The sequence below is a fragment of the Alicyclobacillus suci genome (assembly GCF_017329615.1).
Lineage (GTDB): Bacteria > Bacillota > Bacilli > Alicyclobacillales > Alicyclobacillaceae > Alicyclobacillus > Alicyclobacillus suci.
The window spans coordinates 1-20246 of record NZ_JAFMTW010000005.1 but is presented as its reverse complement, the minus strand read 5'-3'; the positions used below and the strand labels follow the sequence as shown (position 1 = coordinate 20246).

Here is a 20246-nt window from a genome sequence, read left to right as displayed (position 1 = left end):
TGTTCGGCACGAAAGAAAAATGTAGAATGCATATAGAATAAATACACCACCTTGATGACTGCCATATTTTGAGTTGCTCAACTCATCCTTGAGCAAGGAATCAAAAATGCACCAGTCAGCCTTTCGGCTGCTGGTGCATTTATTTTTATTCCACGCAAACGTGTAAAACTCGGAGGATGGATATGGCTGAAAATGATACGCATCATTACGACATCCTTGTTATAGGAGGTGGAAATGCCGCTTTGGCGGCCGCCCTACAAGCGCAAGAGTCGGGGGCAAAAGTACTTATCATCGAACGTGCTCCTCAATTTTATCGTGGGGGTAACAGTCGCCACACACGCGATTTTAGAATTATGCATGCGTATGAAAATGACTACATGATGGGTGCATACACAGAAGACGAGTTCATGGAAGATTTACGACGTGTCGCTGGTGGGGAAATTGATGAATCACTCGCTCATCTGATTATTACAAAGTCAGCAGAGTTACCCAAATGGCTTAGCAATCAAGGAATTCGCTGGCAGCCTCCCCTGTCCGGCACACTTCATTTAGCACGGACTAACATGTTCATGCTCGGTGGGGGACGTGCGATGATGAATGCGTACTACCGCACAGCATCGGCCAGGAAAATTAATATTTGGTATGAATCCCTGGTTGAAGACCTGGTAATCGAAGGCAATCAATTTACAGCTGCTCAAGTGCGTAAGGGAAACAAACAAATCATTGTTCACGCAAAAGCGGTTGTATTAGCCTCGGGTGGATTTGAAGCAAACATAGCCTGGTTAAAAAAATACTGGGGAGATGCCGCAGACAACTTCGTCATTCGTGGAACTCCCTACAACCAAGGAAACATGATTCAAATCCTTCTAAAATATGGTGCTGAACCGATTGGCGAACCGGACGCGTTTCATGCAGTGGCGGTAGACGGCCGAGCCCCAAAGTTTGACGGAGGAATCGTTACTCGCCTGGATAGTGTGCCTTTTGGCATTGTAGTCAATCGAGAGGGTAAGCGTTTTTACGACGAGGGTGAGGACTTTTGGCCAAAACGTTACGCCATCTGGGGTGGACTTATTGCCAGACAGCCAGGCCAAGTTGCATATTCCATCATCGATAGTAAGGCGTTAAGTAAGTTTATGCCATCGGTTTTTGATCCAATTGTCGCTGATTCCCTGGATGAACTCGCCGACAGGCTTGGTTTACCGTCGTCGCAACTCCAAAGTACTGTACAGGCGTTCAACCATTCGGTACATCAGGGAACGTTTGATCCAAGTACGTTGGACGATTGTTATACTGAAGGAATCACCCCCCCTAAAAGCCATTGGGCAGTTCAAATCGATGAAGCACCTTACTATGCGTATCCCCTACGAGCGGGCATCACATTCACCTATCTAGGGGTTCGTATCAATAATAAAGCAAATATTCAATTCAATAACCGTCAAGTAGACAACATGTTTGCTGCAGGAGAAATGGTAGCCGGAAACGTCCTTCGTCGCGGCTACTTAGCGGGATTTGGTCTCACAATGGGGGCCGTACTTGGAAGAATCGCCGGGGAGGAAGCAGCCAATGTCATTAAATGAATTGATAACCGACGGAAAAAGACAAATGCAAGTATGCAATGCATGCCGTTATTGTGAAGGCTACTGCGCTGTATGGCGGGCTATCGAATGGCGTCGAACGTTTACTGAAAACGATATGGCCTATCTCGCCAACCTCTGTCATGATTGCAAGGAATGCGTCTTTGCTTGCCCATTCACGACACCTCATGAATTCGGCATTCATCCACCTAAATTATTCAGTGGTCTTCGAGAAGAACTGTACAAAAAGTATTCTTGGCCCAGTGGCCTAGCGAAAGCAATCGGAAACAAAGGCGGCTTCTGGATTATCGCAATAGTGGCGTTCCTCCTCATAGTTGCAATCGTTGCGGGGACAAACGGCCTACCTACGTTACTTGAACAGCACGCGGGAAAAGGCTCGTTTTATCGAGTTTTGTCAGAAGCGTTTCTCGAAGTTACATTTGGCGCATTAGGCATTTGGTTTATCGGAGGTTGGATGATTGGGGCTGTTAGATTCTGGAGAGATATTCGGTCAACAACGCCAGAACGTGTACAAGGCGTAGACATCCGAAAAGCTATAACCTACGCCTTACGGCTTCGCTATCTGGGAGATGAAGAAACTGAAGAACCATTTTCTGGCCATCGAAAATGGCTCCATCATTCCGTTTTCTACGGCTTTTTACTTGACGTTGCCTCGACAACGCTGGCGGCAGTATACGCGCATATATTTCACATACAAGCACCATACCCATTCTATCATCCGGTGGTGATTCTCGGAACTCTCGGAGGAATTGGCATTATCATTGGTACCTCCGGCCTAATATACATCAAATCCAGAAGTAACGATGCTAATTCGAATAAGAATGCAAAACGTTCTGGGAACGCTTTTTCCATCTCCTTACTCACGATTGCGGTTACAGGTATGCTTGTACTCATATGTCGGGACACAGCACCCATGGGTATCATTTTGGCCTTACATTTAAGCAGTGTTGCATCACTGTTCTTTACGGCCCCATACACAAAATTTGTGCACTTCATATATCGCTTTTTAGCGCTCGTTCAGTACGCACAAGAAGAGCGTTTGGCAGAATCTCACCTCACGCCAAAGGTACGAAAAGAAAACTCCAATCCCTATCGAGGCAAATTTGCAAATAGGGGTTGAACATGCGCAACTTTTAGATTATTATCACTTCAGTGGTGTTGAGGCTTATCGGTAACCCCGCTAAGCATAATCAGCATCCGGGAATCAGTTCGCGCAATTAAGTCCATATTGATACTGCTGTTTCGCGTGAGTCGGTAGATAACCTCTAACGAAAAATCGTGTGAAGCCCAGCATTTGTCGAATTTTCGACGGATGCTGGGCTTTTATATTGTCTAAAAGGAGGATTCCTAAGTGGATTGGTCTACACTTCCATGTTCCATTTATCGTGGGGGAACCAGTAAAGCCTTACTCCTGCGAAACCGTGATTTACCAAAAGATCCTTTAACGAGAGACCAACTAATTCTTTCTCTGTTCGGTAGTCCCGACAAAAGACAGATTAACGGGTTAGGTGGAGCTACCCCAACAACTAGTAAGGTTGGCATTATCGAAGTTTCAACGAGAAAGGATGCCGATGTAGACTATACGTTCGGTCAAGTAAGTATCGATAAACCGTATATTGACTACATTCCAAACTGCGGAAATGTTTCAGCTGCTGTTGGTCCATTTGCAGTTGAACAGGGCATGGTATCTACGACAAAAGATGGTTGGAACAGTGTCCGCATCTACAACACCAACACAAAGGCCATCATCGTATCTCGATTTATGGTCCAAGATCACCACTTTGTCCCAGATGGTAATACCAAGATTCCAGGTGTACCTGGCACCGGCTCTCCAGTTTATTTGGACTTTATCGACGCTGGTGGCGGCGTTACAGGTAAATTATTCCCTACGGGAAATAAACAGGACAAAATACACTTGCCTGACGGCAGTATCTTTCGAGTAACGGTTATCGATATTGGAAATCTAACCATACTCATGGATGGAGACGAGCTCCAGCTCAAAGGTACGGAAGTTTCCGAACGCGAATTATCCCATGTTCTCCCAACAATTGAGGCGGTTAGACAACAAGTGGGTAGAATGCTAGGGATTTTCGATGCAAACCAAGCAGTGAGCGCGACTACCCATGCAATTCCCAAAATTGCCCTCGTGCAATCCGTGCGCAAATACCGAACAACCGGACTGGAGTGGTTGAATGAGAGCGACTACGATATTGTGGCACGAGCCATCACGATGGGAAATTTACACCCTACGTATCCCGTAACAGGAGGTATGGCACTATCTGTAGCCTCTAAGATTCCCGGCACCATAAGTTTTGAGAAATGCTCTCCTCATTGCCAAACCAACAGCCAACTTAGAATTGGCCACCCTGCCGGAGTACTGGAAATGGAAGCCGAAGTCAGCGAGTCAGACCCTAGCCGGGCCAAGGTAACATTGGTCAGAACTGCACGACCACTCATCAGCGGGCAAGCTTGGATTCCGTCATTTGCAAAAGTACTTCAGTAATCGAGCACCACATGTATACGCTTTCATTATTTTGTAGGGGGATAATTCATGAATAGCAAATTTTCTGTCGGCGCACGACTAGAACGACTTCCCATCGCATCCTTTCACCGATACGTCATTTGGATTTTAGCATTCGCTTTCTTCTTTGAACTTGGTGATATCAATACACTTTCGTATACAGCACCTGCTATCGAAAAAAATTGGAATCTAAGCATTGATGAAATCGGCACGATTACATCCGCAACGTTTCTAGGGATGTTTCTAGGAGCGGCCATTATCGGCTATGTATCCGACAAAATTGGACGAAAAAAAAGCTTGATTTCTACCGTACTCGTCTATTCTGTTTTCTCTCTCTTAAATGCCTTCGCTACAAATATGACAACACTCTTCATCACCCGCCTTGTAACCGGTTTCGGGCTTGCTGCGATGACTGTTGTGGGTATTACCTATATCAGCGAGGTATTTCCTGCGAAAAAGCGTGGAACTTATCAAGGATTAATTATGACAGTGGGTCTCTGTGGAATTCCTGTCACCGCATATGTGGCACGCTTTTTAATTCCGGTTACCCCCTGGGCCTGGCGCTTGGTCTATGTTTGGGGAGCACTAGGGTTCATCTGCGCTATCCTTGCAATACGTATGAAGGAGTCTCCCCGTTGGTATGAAAACCAGGGCCGTTTTGACAAGGCTGACCAAGTTATGTGCGCAATTGAAGAAGGAATTTCAAAAGAGAAGGGTGCTCTACCCACACCCACGGAAGAAATCGTGCCAAGTGTGAGTGGGCGCAGTTATGGGGCACTGTTCTCTAGACGGTACATTGGTCGGACAATTGTTTTATTGATACTTTGGATATTACAAACCCTTGGCTTCTATGGATTTATGTCGTGGGTTCCGACACTCCTTGTGGCCCACGGATTCTCACTAGTACATTCACTCGCTTGGTCATCCGCTATGTCAATTGGCGCAGTCCCAGGAGCGTTCATTGCATATTTAGTGTCGGATCGAATTGACCGAAAGTGGCTGGTCGTCATGTTCGGATTTCTTATTTCGGTGTGTGGCCTACTTTACGGATTGACCTTCAATACAACGATGATTGTGGTTTTTGGATTCTTAGTAGCGATGTTTATTCAAACGTTTGCTCCCCTCTTGTACGCCTACACGCCTGAACTCTATCCAACAGAAATTCGAAACTCAGGTTCAGGCCTTGTTTATGGAGTAGGCCGCCTAGCGAATGTATTCGGCCCGATGATTGTAGTCTTTTTCTTCAACGACTACGGATACAAAAGTGTTTTCGTTTATATTGCTGCAACGTGGATCATCTTAGCGCTAGTTACTGCATTTTTCGGCCCGAGGACAAAAGGGCGTACATTGGAAGTGATTAATCCAGTTCATGAAAGCCTAGAAGCTTAAATTCGATGAGGTCAGGCGGCAGTTGTTATCCAATGCCGCCTGCTCTAGCTCATGACCCCATCAGCGACGATATGGCCGAAACCTGCTCCAATGCCTTACATGCGCTTCGGCAATATCGCATCCACCACGTCAGCTACCCCAACAAGCCCCACAACCGTCAAAAAGATCTTCTGGATGCCCTTGTGTGCGTCCGTCGGATCAAAGAACTCCTCCAAGGTGTGCATGCCCCCGCTGATACCGCCGCCACCAAGTGTGACTGCAGGAATCCCCAGGCTGATGGGGACATTCGAATCCGTGCTCGCCGCATCATCCAAAATTGCATCGTCCCCCAACGCCAGACTGGCAGCCAACGACGCCTGAACAATTGGCGCATCTGCCACTTGGGCACCGCCAGGCCTATCCCCAATGCGTTCCACGTGCACTTGGATATCCCGAGCGCCCCAGCATTCGTTCTCCAATACCGCCGCTCGCTCGATTAACTGAAGAACTTGTTCCTCCAGTCGGGCAAGCGCCTCCTGTGAAGACGAGCGCATGTCCACCAACATCGTGGCCGTCGCCGCAATCGTGTTCACCGATGTTCCGCCGCTGATTTCGCCAACCGTGAACGTCGTCTTTGGATTCGCCGGCACCTTCACCTCAGCAATCATCGCAATCGCGCGCCCAAGTGCGTGAATGGCACTCGGTATCCCAAAATCGCCATAGCTATGACCGCCCTTGCCTTGATAGGTCACACGGTATCGTCGACTGCCCGTCGCCAAATAAGTGGTACGCGACGGTTCACCCGGCTCAATCGAAATAAAACCGTCAATGTTTGCGTGCTCGCGGAAGAATGCCTTTGCCCCACGCAGATCACCGACGCCCTCTTCTCCGACCGTCGCGCCGAAAATCAGGTCACCCTGTGTCTGAATCCCAGCGTAGTTGAGTGCTCGTAAAATCGCTAACACGCCAGCTAATCCGCGACCATTGTCGGAAATACCTGGCGCATAATACCTGCCGTCCCGCTCCCGCGCAATCGTGTCAGTACCCGCAGGAAACACTGTATCCAAATGGGAGGACACAAAGAGTACCGGCCCATCCCCGACGCCTGGTCGCCGACCGAACACGTTCCCCTCTTCGTCTATCGTCACGTCGACAAGCCCGAGTTCTTCCAGTCTGCGCTTGTAGTCCCGCCCGCGTTCATCCTCCTGAAAAGAAGGCGCTGGAATGGCTGTGATATCAATTTGCTCCTGTAGCGTATTCTCACTATCAGCTTCAATAAACGACAGCGCCTGCTGAATGGATGATTGCGACACCAATACGTCAAAGCGGTCTGTGATGCTCTGCGACAAATCATGCTTACTCAACGATGCTGAAGATACTTGCTGATTTGTTGACAAAATCATTCCTCCAGGGGGCTATATGACTCCCAAGTTTAAAGATTAAGAAAAAAGAGACTTCATTATTGTATCGCGATTCACATAACCAGTCGAAACCAGTGTACCACATCGATGTATAGGAAGCGCGACAGAGGGCATCATCAACGGACGATGATGCCCTCGCATGCGCTTTTACTGTGCCAAGTAACCCCCATCTATCACAACCGCTTGCCCAGTAATGCCGCGCCCCATATCTGAAGCCAAAAACAAGGCGTAGTCGGCAATTTCCTCGGTCGACAGCAATCGCTTCTGAGGAACGAGTGGATAGATCACTTCTTCCAGCACGTTTTGCTCAGAAACACCACGCGCGCTTGCCAAATCTGCTAATTGGTTACGCACCAAGGGCGTATCAACATATCCAGGACACAGCGCATTGACAGTGATGCCGTATGATGCACCCTCAAGTGCAGCCACTTTAGTTAAGCCTATCACGCCATGTTTCGCCGAATTATAGGCGGCTTTACCAGCAAAGCCAATCAGGCCGTTGACCGAGGCCACGTTTAAAATGCGGCCGTGTCCCTGCCGCTTCATATGTGGAAACACATATTTCGTGGAAATAAACGGCCCCAAAAGCATCAGCCGAATCAGCTGCTCGAACTTGGCCACCGGAAAATCCTCTATGCGCGCGACGTGTTGCATGCCGGCGTTGTTGACCAGGATGTCGATCCCGCCGCACCGCTCCACCGTCAATGACAATAGGCGCTGTACCGCATCTTCATCGCCTGCATCAGCAGCACAGGCTACCGCCTTGTAGCCTGACTGACAGAGCGTGTTGGCGACGGCTTCTGCCGACTCCAATCGAATATCCGAAATGACGACGTGGGCACCTGCCGCCGCAAACCCCTCAGCGATGGCACGGCCGATGCCGCTGGCAGCGCCTGTGACGATGGCAGTTTTTCCGGTAAAGTCCCAGCTCTCCTTTTGCACACACATCGTCTCCTATACAAATGCGTCGTAGACTACGTCGTCCGCAACGACAAGCGAAGGTTCGGTGGCCTGCGCTACATCACTGAGCGTGTAGCCCCCCGCCACTTCGACCAACTTCAAGCCATCCGGCGTGACATCCATCACAGCCATATCTGTAATGATGCGATGGACCACTGCTCGCCCAGTCAGCGGTAACGTGCACTGATTGAGGATTTTGGGCTGTCGGTCTTTGTTACAGTGCTCCATCACCACGACTACTCGTTTCGCACCGTGGACAAGGTCCATCGCGCCCCCCATGCCTTTCACCATTTTCCCGGGAATCATCCAATTGGCGAGATCGCCCGTGCGAGATACTTCCATGGCACCGAGTACTGCGAGATCAATATGGCCACCGCGAATCATCGCAAACGACTCTGCACTATCGAAGAACGCCGCGCCTGTCACGGCAGTGACCGTCTCCTTGCCTGCGTTGATTAAATCGGGATCAACCTGTTCATCCGACGGATAAGGTCCAATACCGAGCAGTCCATTTTCCGAGTGGAGCATCACTTCTTTCGAAGCGGGAATAAAATTCGCGATTAATGTGGGCATGCCGATGCCCAAATTCACGTAGTATCCGTTCTCAATCTCTTTTGCAGCCCGGCGTGCTATGCGGTAACGAATAGACTGTTTGTCCTGCATCTTCATCGATGCGTACCTCCTTACGGACGAAGCCTCCGCGCCGAAAGTCTCGCAACGTATCAAATTCGGGCGATGGTTCGCTTTTCGATTCGCTTTTCCTGCTGACCGACAATCAGCATTTGCACGTAAATACCCGGTGTGTGAATGTCATCCGGCGCTAGCTCACCGGCTTCAACGAGGGTCTCGACTTCCGCGATAGTCATCGGAGCTGCCGCGGCCATCATCGGGTTAAAATTACGGGCCGTCTTGTGATACCGCAAATTGCCCATCGTGTCGCCGACGGCGGCACGAATGAGGCTGACGTCCGCCACAAGTGCCGTTTCTAACAAATAATCCTTGCCGGCAAACGACCGAACTTCCTTTCCATCTGCAATCGGTGTACCTACGCCCGCCGGGCTATAAAATGCCGGAATTCCGGCACCGCCGGCGCGAATTCTCTCAGCCAGTGTGCCCTGCGGCGTAAGCTCCACCTCGATTTCACCCGCGAGCACCTGGCGCTCAAACTCCCTGTTCTCTCCCACATACGACGCGATGATTTTGTCAATCTGATGATTTTTTAAAAGAATTCCGAGACCCCAGTCATCCACGCCGCAGTTATTCGAAATCACCGTCAGGTGTTTGCTTCCTTTGCGCGCCAGCGCCTGAATCAGGTTTTCTGGAATGCCAACCAGTCCGAAGCCCCCGACCATAATCGTCATGCCATCTTCAATCCCCTGAATGGCTTCGTCGAACGAAGTCGCAATCTGTTTCACATTCGTCCCCCCTCACCGCAATCTATCCATTCATCTCCAATCACTACCTAGAACCATCTCGCCACCCAAAGCGCGAATTGGCACTACACTCGTTCGACGATAGTCGCGACGCCTTGCCCGCCGCCAATACAAAGCGTCGCAAGACCGTACCTCGCTTTGCGGCGGGCCATCTCATAAAGCAATGTGACTAAAATGCGCGTGCCGCTCGCGCCAATCGGGTGACCGAGCGCGATAGCTCCGCCATTGACATTGAGAATCTCGCGAGGAAACGAAAAGTGACTGACAAAAGCAAGCGACTGTGCGGCAAATGCCTCGTTGGCCTCAATCAAGTCCATCTGTTCAATCCGCAAGTTCGCCTTCGCCAATGCCTTCTCTGTGGCGGGGACCGGGCCAATGCCCATCACGGCCGGATCAACTCCCGCCGCCGCATTGGCACGAATCACGGCCATGGGCGTGACACCAAGCCTATCCGCCGTGTTCAGCGTCATCAGCACACAAGCAGCCGCTGCGTCGTTGATGCCGGACGAATTACCTGCAGTGACCATGCCGTCCTGCTGAAACGCGGGGCGAAGCTGCGCGAGTGCCTCCATTGTCGTGCCCGGGCGCGGATGCTCATCCACTTCTACACGCGTCACACTTCCCTTTTTTCCCAATATCTCAACGGCTACGATTTCATCGCGAAATCGCCCCGCCTGGATAGCTAAAGCGGCTTTCTGCTGACTCTGCCACGCAAATTCATCCAATTGCTCGCGCGTCAGGTTGTACAAGCCACATAAGTTCTCTGCAGTCACACCCATGTGGTAGTCATTCAAGGCGCACCATAAGCCGTCTCGAATCATACTGTCGACCACCTGTTGATGGCCCATCGAAAATCCTTGGCGCGCACCTTGCAACAAATACGGCGCCTGACTCATGTTCTCCATGCCGCCTGCGACAACGATGTCGCTCTCACCTGCGACGATGGACTGCCATGCGAGTTGAATGGATTTTAATCCAGATCCACAAACCTGATTGATACTCATCGCGGGTACTTCCTTTGGCAACCCGGCTTCCATGGCCGCCTGACGAGCTGGATTCTGTCCTAAACCGGCTTGCAGGACGTTGCCCATAATGACTTCGTCGACTGCGCCTCTATCGATACCGGCACGCCGCAAGGCCTCCTCAATGACGATGGCACCTAGCTTCGTCGCGGACACCCCTGATAGGGCTCCTTGAAAGCGACCAATTGGCGTACGCACCGCGCTGACGATAGCCACTTCTTCCTGCGGCATCTTCATCCCCTCCTTCATTCTCGCATCGCGCTGGTCGGCCTTCCTGACACGGCAAACAATATCCACAACTGGGTACAAACGCACAAACGACGGTAGTCACCGACCTGTGGTGAATCCAGCTCCACCAATCTCAATCACGAGCAGCCTACTCTCCTGATAAGGCGCAGGAATTCCCATTTCGTGCAAACCAGCAGCCCGCGTCCGCATAACACTCGCTCCAGTCAACTACGCTTGCCAACTTGTTCAGCTCACTATCGCAAACCATAACGCTTTAATTTTTCGTACAACGTAGAACGGTGAATCCCAAGTTTTTTTGCCGCCAGCGACTTATTCCCATGTGCATCCAATAAGGCCTGACGAATCACCGTCATCTCGTGATTCGCCATGGTCTCCCGAACATTCTTTGCTGACGAAACGGTCGGCTCCTTTGTTCTTGGCGGCCACCCAACACCGCTCGCTGGAACAGGAACAGGCGACATTTCACTGTGACGCTGCATCTCAAAAAATTTGGTTAAATGAGGCGGAAAGTCGTGTTTTGTAATTCGCGGGCTGTCCGCTAGGCTCACCAAAACCTCTACTGTATGCACAAGCTCTCGAATATTGCCCGGCCAGTCGTACTGCATGAGCAATTGAACGACGTTCGAGTCAAAGCATACGTCGGGTTGATTCAAATGCTTTGACACTTGCTCTAAGTAAAACTCCAATAAAAGCGGGATGTCTTCACGACGCGATCTCAGGGGCGGTAAATGCAACCGAATGATATTTAAACGATAGTACAAATCCTCCCGGAACTGCCCACTCCTGACCATCGCCTCCAAATCTCGATTTGTCGCTGCAATGATGCGCGTATGAACACGGCGCTTAGTCACACCGCCAACCCGCTGAATTTCCTTATCTTCTAAAAATCGCAATAACTTCGCTTGCATGTTAAGCGGCATATCGCCAATCTCATCCAAAAACAACGTGCCCATATGCGCCAACTCAATCTGTCCAGGCTTACCGCCTTTCCGGGCCCCGGTAAAGGCGCCGTCGTCATAGCCAAACAGCTCGGCTTCCAGCAGCGGTTCAGGAATCGCGGCGCAATTCACGCTCACAAACGGTCCGTTCGCAAACGCACTCTCGTAATGTATCCCCTGCGCGAGAACCTCTTTACCTGTACCACTCTCACCAGTAATCAGCACCGTGACAGGCGTCTTTGCAGCCTTTTTGGCCATCTGTTTGATCACTTTGATGGCATGCGTTTGACCAATCGTTTCGTCAATTGTATACACGCGCTTCTGTAGGACGACATGTTCTGGCGGTGCCGATGCGCTATGTTTCTCGCCCTCGTTGTGAAGCATCGCTTGCGTTCGTTCAATAATCCGGTACAAATCGCTCATGCTTTCAAAAATCAAAACGCCCACCGCACCAATGACTTTACCGTCTTGCCAAATTGGAATCCGATGAACCACCATATCGTGGCCCTGAATGCGTTGCAAGTGTCCACGCTCGGGTATCCCGGTTTCCAATACATGATGAATTCGGGTGTTTTCAATCACGTCTGTCACATGCTTACCAAGCACCGCTTCCTTCTCCAAATTGAGCAATTTGAGATAGGCCTGATTCATCTCCCGCACTCGCCCATGTTGGTCGACAAGTACGATGCCTTCGTACATCGTGTCCAAGATTAGTTGGAGAACATCGGCAGAATCTTGAATCGCATGCATCACGACAACACCCCTTTACGGCATGTAGAAGACTACACCAACGCATAAGAAATCGAATGTAGTCGCTTACACAACATTATAAGTGACCCTCCTATTCGTAACACCTCCATGTTTACAAATATGTGGAATATATTAGTTCAACGGGATGCTATCCGATGTTTCGATGAAATTGGCGTCGTTGACGACCTCCAGATTCTTACGCGTTGCGCGACTCGTCATACTCATAAAGATGAGCGATGCTAGGGTCGCCACGCCCATTAACCCAAACGCCCCGGTTATCCCCCAGCTGCCGAAGGCTCCTAAGGTCAAAGCTGGTGCGATGGCGCCGCCTAAGTGACCAATCCCATCACACATCGCGAGCCCAGAACTACGTGCACGCGTCGGAAAATGCTCAGCTGTGATGATGTAACCAATGGCCGACAACATGGCAATCGTCATCGTAAACAGGAAACCCGCTACAATCACCATCGTGGGTGATGGTGCAAACCCGGCGATGATGACCGCTACAGCGCCAATAATGCCCATACCAATGAGCGAATATTTGCGCTCAATGCTGTCGCCAAAAAACAACACGTAAAGTGCGCCGACAATGAACCCAATTCCTGAAATCGCCGAAAATCCGATACTATTTCCAAGCCCAAATCCGGATTGAACGAGTACGGTGGGCGCCATCCCGAGATAGGCATAATCGCCGACATACCAGAGAAACCAATAGAGCAGCAAGATAATCATGCGCCAAACATATGGCGGCTTAAATAATGACCACAACGGGAATCCCTGCGCTTTTTCCTCCAACGGAATCTCTTTGACAGGTGGGAGCGTCGTCGTCCCCATCTTGGCCATCGCGCGCTGTTCGATGCGCTCCACCAATGTAACCGCTTTCTCGTAGTGGCCGTGAATAATCAACCATCTTGGCGACTCAATTAAGTCGTTTGCCATAAACAACATCGTGAGTCCCCCGAGGCCGCCAAAGAACAACAACGCTCGCCAGCCCCACGAATAATGCGGTACAACCCACATCGCGGCAAACGGAACTGCGGCCAGTCCAGCGAAGGCGAACACATTCGCCAAACCTGTAAAGCGGCCGCGCAAAATCGCAGGCGAGATCTCGCCCATATAGGTCGACACCTGCGCAATCATCGTGCCGATACCCATACCGACGATAAACCGCCAAACAATTAACCAGGTTACATTGGGGCTAAATGCCGTGGCAAACGACCCAATCGTGTATAAGCCGATACCCATCAGTAACGCCACTCGCCGTCCGTAGTAGTCACTGATGATACTCACGAGGATAGCACCCACGATGTAGCCGAAAAGGCTGGTTGAAACAGCGGTCGAAGCGAGGCTAGAAGAGACGTGAAACTGCTTCGTAATCACCGGAATACCATACGAAATATTCGTAATATCAAAAAATGAGAAAAAATACCCTAAGCCAAGTACAATCAATAAGCGGTACCCATGAGGCCAAACGGGAATCCGTTCGAGCCTCGACAATGGGTTACCGACTACGCTGTTCTCCATTCGATAACGCCCCTTTCAAAATCACATTCTACCGGTCATCATTTTCCTTCTGGTGTAAAACTCAACACCATCTCTGCCGTTCGCATGCAAATCTCCATAAAACGAGTCCTTCCATCCGGAAAACGGGAAGAACGCCATGGGTGCCGGAACGCCGATATTCACCCCGAGCATCCCTGCATCAATTTCCTCTCGGAACTGACGAATTGCACTCGCGCTGTCGGTAAAAATACAAGCACCATTGGCAAACCGTGATTGATTCGCGAGTTCAATCGCTTCGTCCAGTGAATGGACACGCGCAATCGAGAGCACTGGCGCAAAGATTTCGTCTTGCCAAATCTTCATGTCTTTTGTGACATGGTCAAAAATTGTAGGCCCCACGAAATATCCAGCTTCCGCCACCGGGTCCTTGCGTCCGTCGCGGACAAGCGTTGCTCCTTCCTCAATGCCCTTTTCAATATAGTGAATCGTCCGCTCTAAATGGCTGGCGCGAATCACCGGACCAAGAAAGACGTCTTCCTCCAATCCATTCCCCATTTTCTTCTCACTCGCCGCATCACACAACTTTCGAACCAATTCGTCACCAATCTCACCGACCGCGACCACGACGGAACAGGCCATGCAGCGCTCTCCGGCTGACCCAAACGCAGCTGCGACAATTTGCTCCACCACTGCGTCCAGATCTGCATCAGGTAAGACGATGCTGTGGTTCTTTGCACCAGCCAGCGCCTGCACGCGTTTACCGTGTGCGGCTGCCGTACGATAGACGTATTCAGCCACCGGCTGCGATCCGACGAAGGAAATTGCCCGAACGCCCGGGTGCTCCAATAAACCATTGACGGCATCGTGCGCGCCATGAACAATGTTCAGCACGCCTGCCGGTAGGCCGGCCTCGGTAAACAGTTCAGCAAGCCGCTGCGCCAACAGCGGTGTGCGCTCCGAAGGTTTCAGGACAAACGTATTGCCGCAGGCAATCGCGAGCGGGAACATCCAGCAAGGAACCATCATCGGAAAATTAAACGGCGTAATCCCGCCGACGACGCCAATCGGGTAGCGGTACATTCCAGAATCCAGCCCGGCCGCGATATCGGTCAATTGCGATCCCATCATCAGCGTCGGCGCACCTGCCGCAAATTCCACATTTTCAATGCCCCGCTGCACTTCGCCATATGCTTCTTTGAAACTCTTTCCGTTCTCGATGGTAATCAGGCGCGCGAGTTCATCCCAGTGTTCAACTAGTAACTGCTGATAGCGAAACAATATCCGTGCGCGCTTCGGAACAGGTGTCTTACTCCAAGTTCGAAACGCGTTTGTCGCATGTGCGACCGCATCATCGACATCCGCTCGTGTCGACAAGGGTACGCGCGCGATCATCTCGCCTGTCGCAGGATTGAGTACAGATTCAAACGCATCCGACTGCACATCCACCCATTGACCGCCAATATAGTTTTTCAGTGTCCTCGTTCCAGATGAAATCGTTGTCATTGCACCGAATCCCCTCCACACATCATCAAGCTATATAAACCGCTTCAAACCGCTATGACCTCGAATGCGCCGCGGCAAACGCCACACTGTACGCTTTTCGGTAAAGACGCACAATCTCATCGTGACTAGGTACTATCGGATGATTGGCGGGACTGCCGCTGGCAATGGCATCGGTGGCCATCTTGTCAAGTACCACTTCAAACCGTTCTCTATCAATTCCCCACTGCTGCATGTTGGGAATCGCCAAATCTGCACAGAGCTGTTCCAATTGCCGGACGACGGCGTCCGCCACCTGTTCGTCAGAACTTACACCCTCGTGGAAATGAAGGACACGGCCAATCTCGGCGAGGCGTTCCAGACACGCTGCCTTTGAATATTCCATCACAGTCGGCAACAGCATTGCGTTAGATACGCCGTGTGGCACGTGAAACATCGCTCCGATGGGACGCGACATGCCATGCACCAGACAAACCGATGCATTCGTAAACGCCATGCCAGCTTGCATCGCTGCAATGGACATCTCTTCTCGGGCGTCCAAGTCTTCTCCATCTGCGTACGCCTTGCCGATGTTGTTGACGATTTTTTCAATCGCAGACAAAGCTAACACGTCGGTCAGAGGCTGCCGGTGTCTGGAAATATACGCCTCAATCGCGTGACACAGTGCATCAATCCCTGTCGCCGCCGTCACATGGGGCGGGGAAGACAACGTCAATTCAGCGTCGACAATCGCTACCGCGGGAATCAACTCAGGTTGCCGAATCATCATCTTAATGTCATCTTTCGTATTTGTGATGACTGTGACGCTCGTCACTTCCGACCCTGTCCCCGCCGTCGTCGGAATCGCAATGAGCGGTATAGGTTGCTCCGTAAACGACTTTCGAGAGGCCATGTAATCCCCGATATACCCATCGTTGACCGCCATCACGGCAATGGCTTTTGCCGTATCGATACAACTGCCACCACCAATGGCGACAATCAAGTCGCAATTGTTCTCATTGAGAACATAGAGCCCTTGTGCGACATACGTATCCGTCGGCTCCGTGTTCACCTCCGCATACAGCGCACTCGCTATCCCGGCTTGTGTCAGCAACGCCTCCACGCGTCGTACGTAGCCCAGTTCCGACATGATTTGGTCGCTCACAATCAATGCCTTTGTCCCGAACCTCGGCGCCTCGCAAGAAAGCGTTTGCAGAGACCCGCGACCAGAATAAATCACCTGGGGTACCCGAAACGCATTCGTCATGCCCATGTTGGCCACTCCCTTCAACTCATTGACCTCACCCCTTTTAAAAGCAAGTTTCATGCCAACGAATGAAATCGACAATATGATTTTTGAAACCATCGATTGGTGGCCGGAATAAACAGACATCAAAAAGTGCCTGCCTTTTGTAAAAGCAGACACCGGCAAGGGCACGATTTAATTTTGTCTGATATTCAAGACATCTTCGTCTGGAAAACCAGACACCATTGTCGGATCGATAATCAAAAATGGACAAAAGTTCATCAGAATTGCGGCCCATATGTCGTGACAAAGCTGCGAAACGCATCCGCCGGGATAGGTCGACTAAACAAAAACCCTTGGACCTCATCACACTTGAATGTTTCGAGGAAGCGTAACTGTTCTGGCGAATCCACTCCTTCGGCAACCACTCGTAAGCCGATGGCGTGCGCAAGTGAAATGATGTGCTGAATGATTTGTACATCTTTGTCCACCGGAGATACGCTCAACTGATCAATAAATGCCTTGTCAATCTTCAATGTATCTGCAGGAAATAATCGCAAAGAATTGAGTGAAGAATACCCTTTTCCAAAATCATCTACAGCAATCCGAACCCCCAGGTCTCGTAAAGCGTTGAGCTTTTCGATGGCCTGCCCCTCGTTCTCGACAGCAATTCCCTCTGTAATCTCTAGTTCAAGACAATCTGGCGGGAGTCCCGTATTCAAGAGGACCTCTTGAATACGCTTGACAATATCTCCGAACCAAAGCTGCATCGGTGAAATATTGACGCTAATCGGAACATGTAACAAACCTTCGTCAATCCACGTTTGATTCTGTTTGCACGCCTGTTCAATGACCCAGTCCCCGATGGTAAGAATCATGCCAGTATCCTCAGCTATACAGATAAATTCATTTGGTGAAACCAGTCCTTTCCGAGGGTGAATCCACCGAATCAACGCCTCCATACCAACTATTCGCCCACTCGCTGTCTCCATCTTCGGCTGATAATACAGTTCAAATTCATTCCCGTCGATGGCCCGTCGCAAGTCCATTTCCAATTCTAATCGAAGCGATGTCTCGGTCATCTGCTGGTTGTAGATTTGAAACGCCAAGCCAGTCTCCTTTGCCCTATACATCGCGATATCCGCAGCTTTCAGCAAAGAATCAATATCCTGTCCGTGCTCTCGATACAAACTGATTCCAATCGAGGGCGTCATAAAGAGTTCGATGTCACCAATGGATATCACTTGCTCAAGTACGGAAATCATATCCTGCACTTTCATCAAAAGCTCCTCCTGACACTCAAATGGAAGTGCTAACGTGAATTCGTCCCCGCCCCACCGCGCCACGAACCCCGTCTCTTGATTTATCAGCTTGGACAGTCTCTTCCCCATCTCACAAAGCACCTGGTCACCCACATTGTGGCCTAGCGTGTCATTGATATTTTTAAAGCGATCCATATCTATAAAGAGCACTGCAATCCCCTTCATATCCTCCGCTGCCAAACAAAGCATCTCCCCCATCCATTGACTAAACGCCAGCCGATTCGGCAGCCCCGTGAGTGCGTCGTGGTATGCGTGGTGCCTAATTCTCTCTTCATACTCAATGCGGTCCGTAATATCCGTAGCCACCCGAAGTGTCTGTGTCGCGTGATGAAAATTCACAGGAACTTCGACCGTAGTCACCGTCCTCATCTGTCCCGCTTCATTTGTAAAAGTGCTCCGCACAGGTTGTAGTCTATCGTGCTCGTCCGTCTGATCATCATCAGATTGGTGTGTTCTCTTCCTCATCCCTTCGATTTCCGCTTGTGTACGTCCAATAAGCAAATGCGAGGAGAGTCCATAAAGCCGAGCAAACGCCTGATTCACCATGGTAAAACGTCCATCGCAATCGATGACGCTGATGTAGTTCGGGTTGAAGTCTATCACTTTATGAAGAAACTCGGTTTGTTCATGAAGGCTTCGATTGGCACTCCGATATCGCTCAGACACAAATCCCGAATAAGCGAGAAAGATAGCAGTCGAGAAGATAATGCAAGATAAACCGCTTGCGACGACAAAAATACTCGGCCAAATATTTAACAGGCCAATCAAATACATGAGGACGGCAGAAACCAAAAACTGTATCAAAAACTTTCGGGTTACCCGGTCAGGAATTCGCCTCGTCACGTGAAAAGCTAAAATCACAAGCGTCACAAAACAGATAAGATGCGCATAAAACCCCCAGACAAGCGGGCCGTAGATGGGAAATAACAGGACATGCCCCTGATAAGGGACTGTCCGAAGATTGACGACTCCAGCCCGCGTCCATCCAATTGCATATACGAAGGCGGACCACAGCCCTATTGCGGTAAACACCCACTTGTTATAGACAAACCGCCACCAGTTCGGTTGACTCCCTTTCGGTACGAGATGGGAGGCTGCCAATGCGACACAAAAGAGAGAGGGAATCAAGAGGATAGTCCCGAAGCGTAATATGCGAAACAAAGCCAACGCCATGGCGCGGTGGAAAATAGAGTGGCCATAGAGCACTGCGACGTCCCATTGCCATAGAGCACTGAGAACGAGAAAAGAGATTAGTGCAATCGTCAATCGTGATTTGCCGAACAAAGGAATAAAGCTTAGTGCAAATAAAAGCGGAACGAGACCAATGTACACCATTAATAAAAAAGACAACTAAATCAATCCTTAGATGTAATCCTGTGAAAACTGCATCATGTCCATTGACACTGTGATTTGTTCCATCTTCTATCTAGGCCATGTTATGTCACTTACTTGACGGGATCAAGTAGGTAATACGTCCCATTATTTCCTATATAAAACGAAACGACTGAGCCTAATTGAAGGCTCAGTCCGCGTGATATGTGAATTTACTTCTTCCTATTCAAATTACAGCGTGGCCATCACGATGCTCGCAATGACGACAGACGCAATGGTGACACTGGTAAATCCACCGATGAGCATGGGTGACAAAATTTCTTCCATAATCACTTGCTTGGGCACTTCCCCAGACGCCTCACTCCGACTAATCTCCTCACAGATGAGATAGTCTCCTGGAAACCCGAATGTCGCCGTTAATGCAACTGGAATTCCTTTTCTAGGATCCCACCGAAATAATTTTGAGCCAATATAACCACCGCCTACTAAACCAGCAATGCTTAACGCGACAATCAACAGTATCAAGGGGAGATCAGCCACAAACATCGTTACCGTGACAGAATTCATACTCGGCAAGACAACCAGAATAAGGCCCACAATCGCAAGTCCGAACGCGTTGGCTCGCTCTAGCATCCGCGCTTGATAAAAACCCACTTTTGCCCCTACAAGCCCAATGATTAAACACCACAACGTGTAGTTAATTCCTGTGTACTTCCCCTAGGACAGTTGCGATGGCGCCACCAACAAATAAGAGAAATAAAAATGTCAAATTTGTCTGATATTTTTCTGGGAATAAGGATTTGACTCCACTTTGCACTTCTACACTCGCCTGCAGGCAAAGCGACCAAACTGACGAGTCCCAGTTGTTTCAGCTTTGCCGAGGTCACGAGAAACGCGATAGTTCCCCCAGTTGCCGGACCGACCGTCGCCGCCGCTGTCTGGTATCCAAGAATCAAACTTCCCACAATGAGAATAAGTGCCGCCGTGATGAGTAGCCCAATCAAATTGGGTAGTGTCCCGTCAAGTGGTGTAAATTGAGTGCAACCCCTAGTGTTAGCTATTTATGCAAAACTGACGTTGGAGCTAGTAACTGCTGTTCATCAGTGC

At 50.0% G+C, this 20246-nt stretch carries 15 protein-coding genes; 4 read left to right on the top strand and 11 right to left on the bottom strand.

The genetic code is table 11. From position 1 onward, the window contains the following. Window positions 1-182: 182 nt before the first annotated feature. The 4 genes from tcuA to J3482_RS03930 all read left to right on the top strand — a co-directional run bounded on the left by tcuA (window position 183) and on the right by J3482_RS03930 (window position 5505). A complete protein-coding gene (tcuA, locus tag J3482_RS03945) occupies window positions 183-1577 on the top strand; it encodes an FAD-dependent tricarballylate dehydrogenase TcuA (protein WP_146821332.1) in 1395 nt (464 codons plus the stop codon). Beyond that, complete coding sequence (gene tcuB, locus J3482_RS03940) at window positions 1564-2715, top strand: tricarballylate utilization 4Fe-4S protein TcuB (protein ID WP_146821334.1); 1152 nt, start codon at window positions 1564-1566, stop codon at window positions 2713-2715. Before tcuA ends, tcuB begins: the two co-directional genes overlap by 14 nt. Before the next feature lie 231 nt (window positions 2716-2946). Next, window positions 2947-4098: a PrpF domain-containing protein gene (locus J3482_RS03935; RefSeq protein ID WP_206922091.1), complete on the top strand. Its 1152-nt coding sequence runs from the start codon at window positions 2947-2949 to the stop codon at window positions 4096-4098. Window positions 4099-4146: 48 nt separating this feature from the next. Continuing rightward, a complete protein-coding gene (locus J3482_RS03930; RefSeq protein WP_206922090.1) occupies window positions 4147-5505 on the top strand; it encodes an MFS transporter in 1359 nt (452 codons plus the stop codon). A gap of 95 nt (window positions 5506-5600) precedes the next feature. Here the strand turns inward: J3482_RS03930 and J3482_RS03925 are convergent, their stop codons facing one another. The 11 genes from J3482_RS03925 to J3482_RS03875 form a co-directional block, all read right to left on the bottom strand. Then, the gene (locus J3482_RS03925) at window positions 5601-6881 is read right to left on the bottom strand and encodes a M20/M25/M40 family metallo-hydrolase (protein ID WP_236017874.1); all 1281 of its coding nucleotides are present in this window, start codon (window positions 6879-6881) and stop codon (window positions 5601-5603) included. A gap of 171 nt (window positions 6882-7052) precedes the next feature. Then, window positions 7053-7847 (bottom strand): 3-hydroxybutyrate dehydrogenase, encoded by a 795-nt coding sequence (locus J3482_RS03920; protein WP_223203972.1) that lies wholly within the window; start codon window positions 7845-7847, stop codon window positions 7053-7055. A gap of 12 nt (window positions 7848-7859) precedes the next feature. Then, window positions 7860-8534 carry a CoA transferase subunit B gene (locus J3482_RS03915; RefSeq protein WP_438938583.1) on the bottom strand — a complete coding sequence of 225 codons (675 nt, stop codon included), beginning with the start codon at window positions 8532-8534 and terminating at the stop codon, window positions 7860-7862. Window positions 8535-8587: 53 nt separating this feature from the next. Further along, the gene (locus tag J3482_RS03910; RefSeq protein WP_146821343.1) at window positions 8588-9280 is read right to left on the bottom strand and encodes a CoA transferase subunit A; all 693 of its coding nucleotides are present in this window, start codon (window positions 9278-9280) and stop codon (window positions 8588-8590) included. 83 nt (window positions 9281-9363) lie between these two features. Next, the gene (locus tag J3482_RS03905) at window positions 9364-10551 is read right to left on the bottom strand and encodes an acetyl-CoA C-acetyltransferase (protein WP_206922088.1); all 1188 of its coding nucleotides are present in this window, start codon (window positions 10549-10551) and stop codon (window positions 9364-9366) included. A gap of 251 nt (window positions 10552-10802) precedes the next feature. Then, window positions 10803-12257: a sigma-54 interaction domain-containing protein gene (locus J3482_RS03900; protein WP_146821347.1), complete on the bottom strand. Its 1455-nt coding sequence runs from the start codon at window positions 12255-12257 to the stop codon at window positions 10803-10805. A 132-nt stretch (window positions 12258-12389) separates the two neighbouring features. Further along, window positions 12390-13781, bottom strand: coding sequence for an MFS transporter (locus tag J3482_RS03895; RefSeq protein WP_146821349.1), 1392 nt, complete (start codon window positions 13779-13781; stop codon window positions 12390-12392). A 21-nt stretch (window positions 13782-13802) separates the two neighbouring features. After that, window positions 13803-15263, bottom strand: coding sequence for a CoA-acylating methylmalonate-semialdehyde dehydrogenase (locus J3482_RS03890; RefSeq protein ID WP_206922087.1), 1461 nt, complete (start codon window positions 15261-15263; stop codon window positions 13803-13805). 52 nt (window positions 15264-15315) lie between these two features. Then, window positions 15316-16506 carry an iron-containing alcohol dehydrogenase gene (locus tag J3482_RS03885; RefSeq protein ID WP_206922113.1) on the bottom strand — a complete coding sequence of 397 codons (1191 nt, stop codon included), beginning with the start codon at window positions 16504-16506 and terminating at the stop codon, window positions 15316-15318. A gap of 260 nt (window positions 16507-16766) precedes the next feature. Next, complete coding sequence (locus J3482_RS03880; protein ID WP_206917890.1) at window positions 16767-19157, bottom strand: putative bifunctional diguanylate cyclase/phosphodiesterase; 2391 nt, start codon at window positions 19155-19157, stop codon at window positions 16767-16769. Between the two features lie 213 nt (window positions 19158-19370). After that, window positions 19371-19829 carry a hypothetical protein gene (locus J3482_RS03875; protein WP_146821355.1) on the bottom strand — a complete coding sequence of 153 codons (459 nt, stop codon included), beginning with the start codon at window positions 19827-19829 and terminating at the stop codon, window positions 19371-19373. Between the last annotated feature and the right edge of the window lie 417 nt (window positions 19830-20246).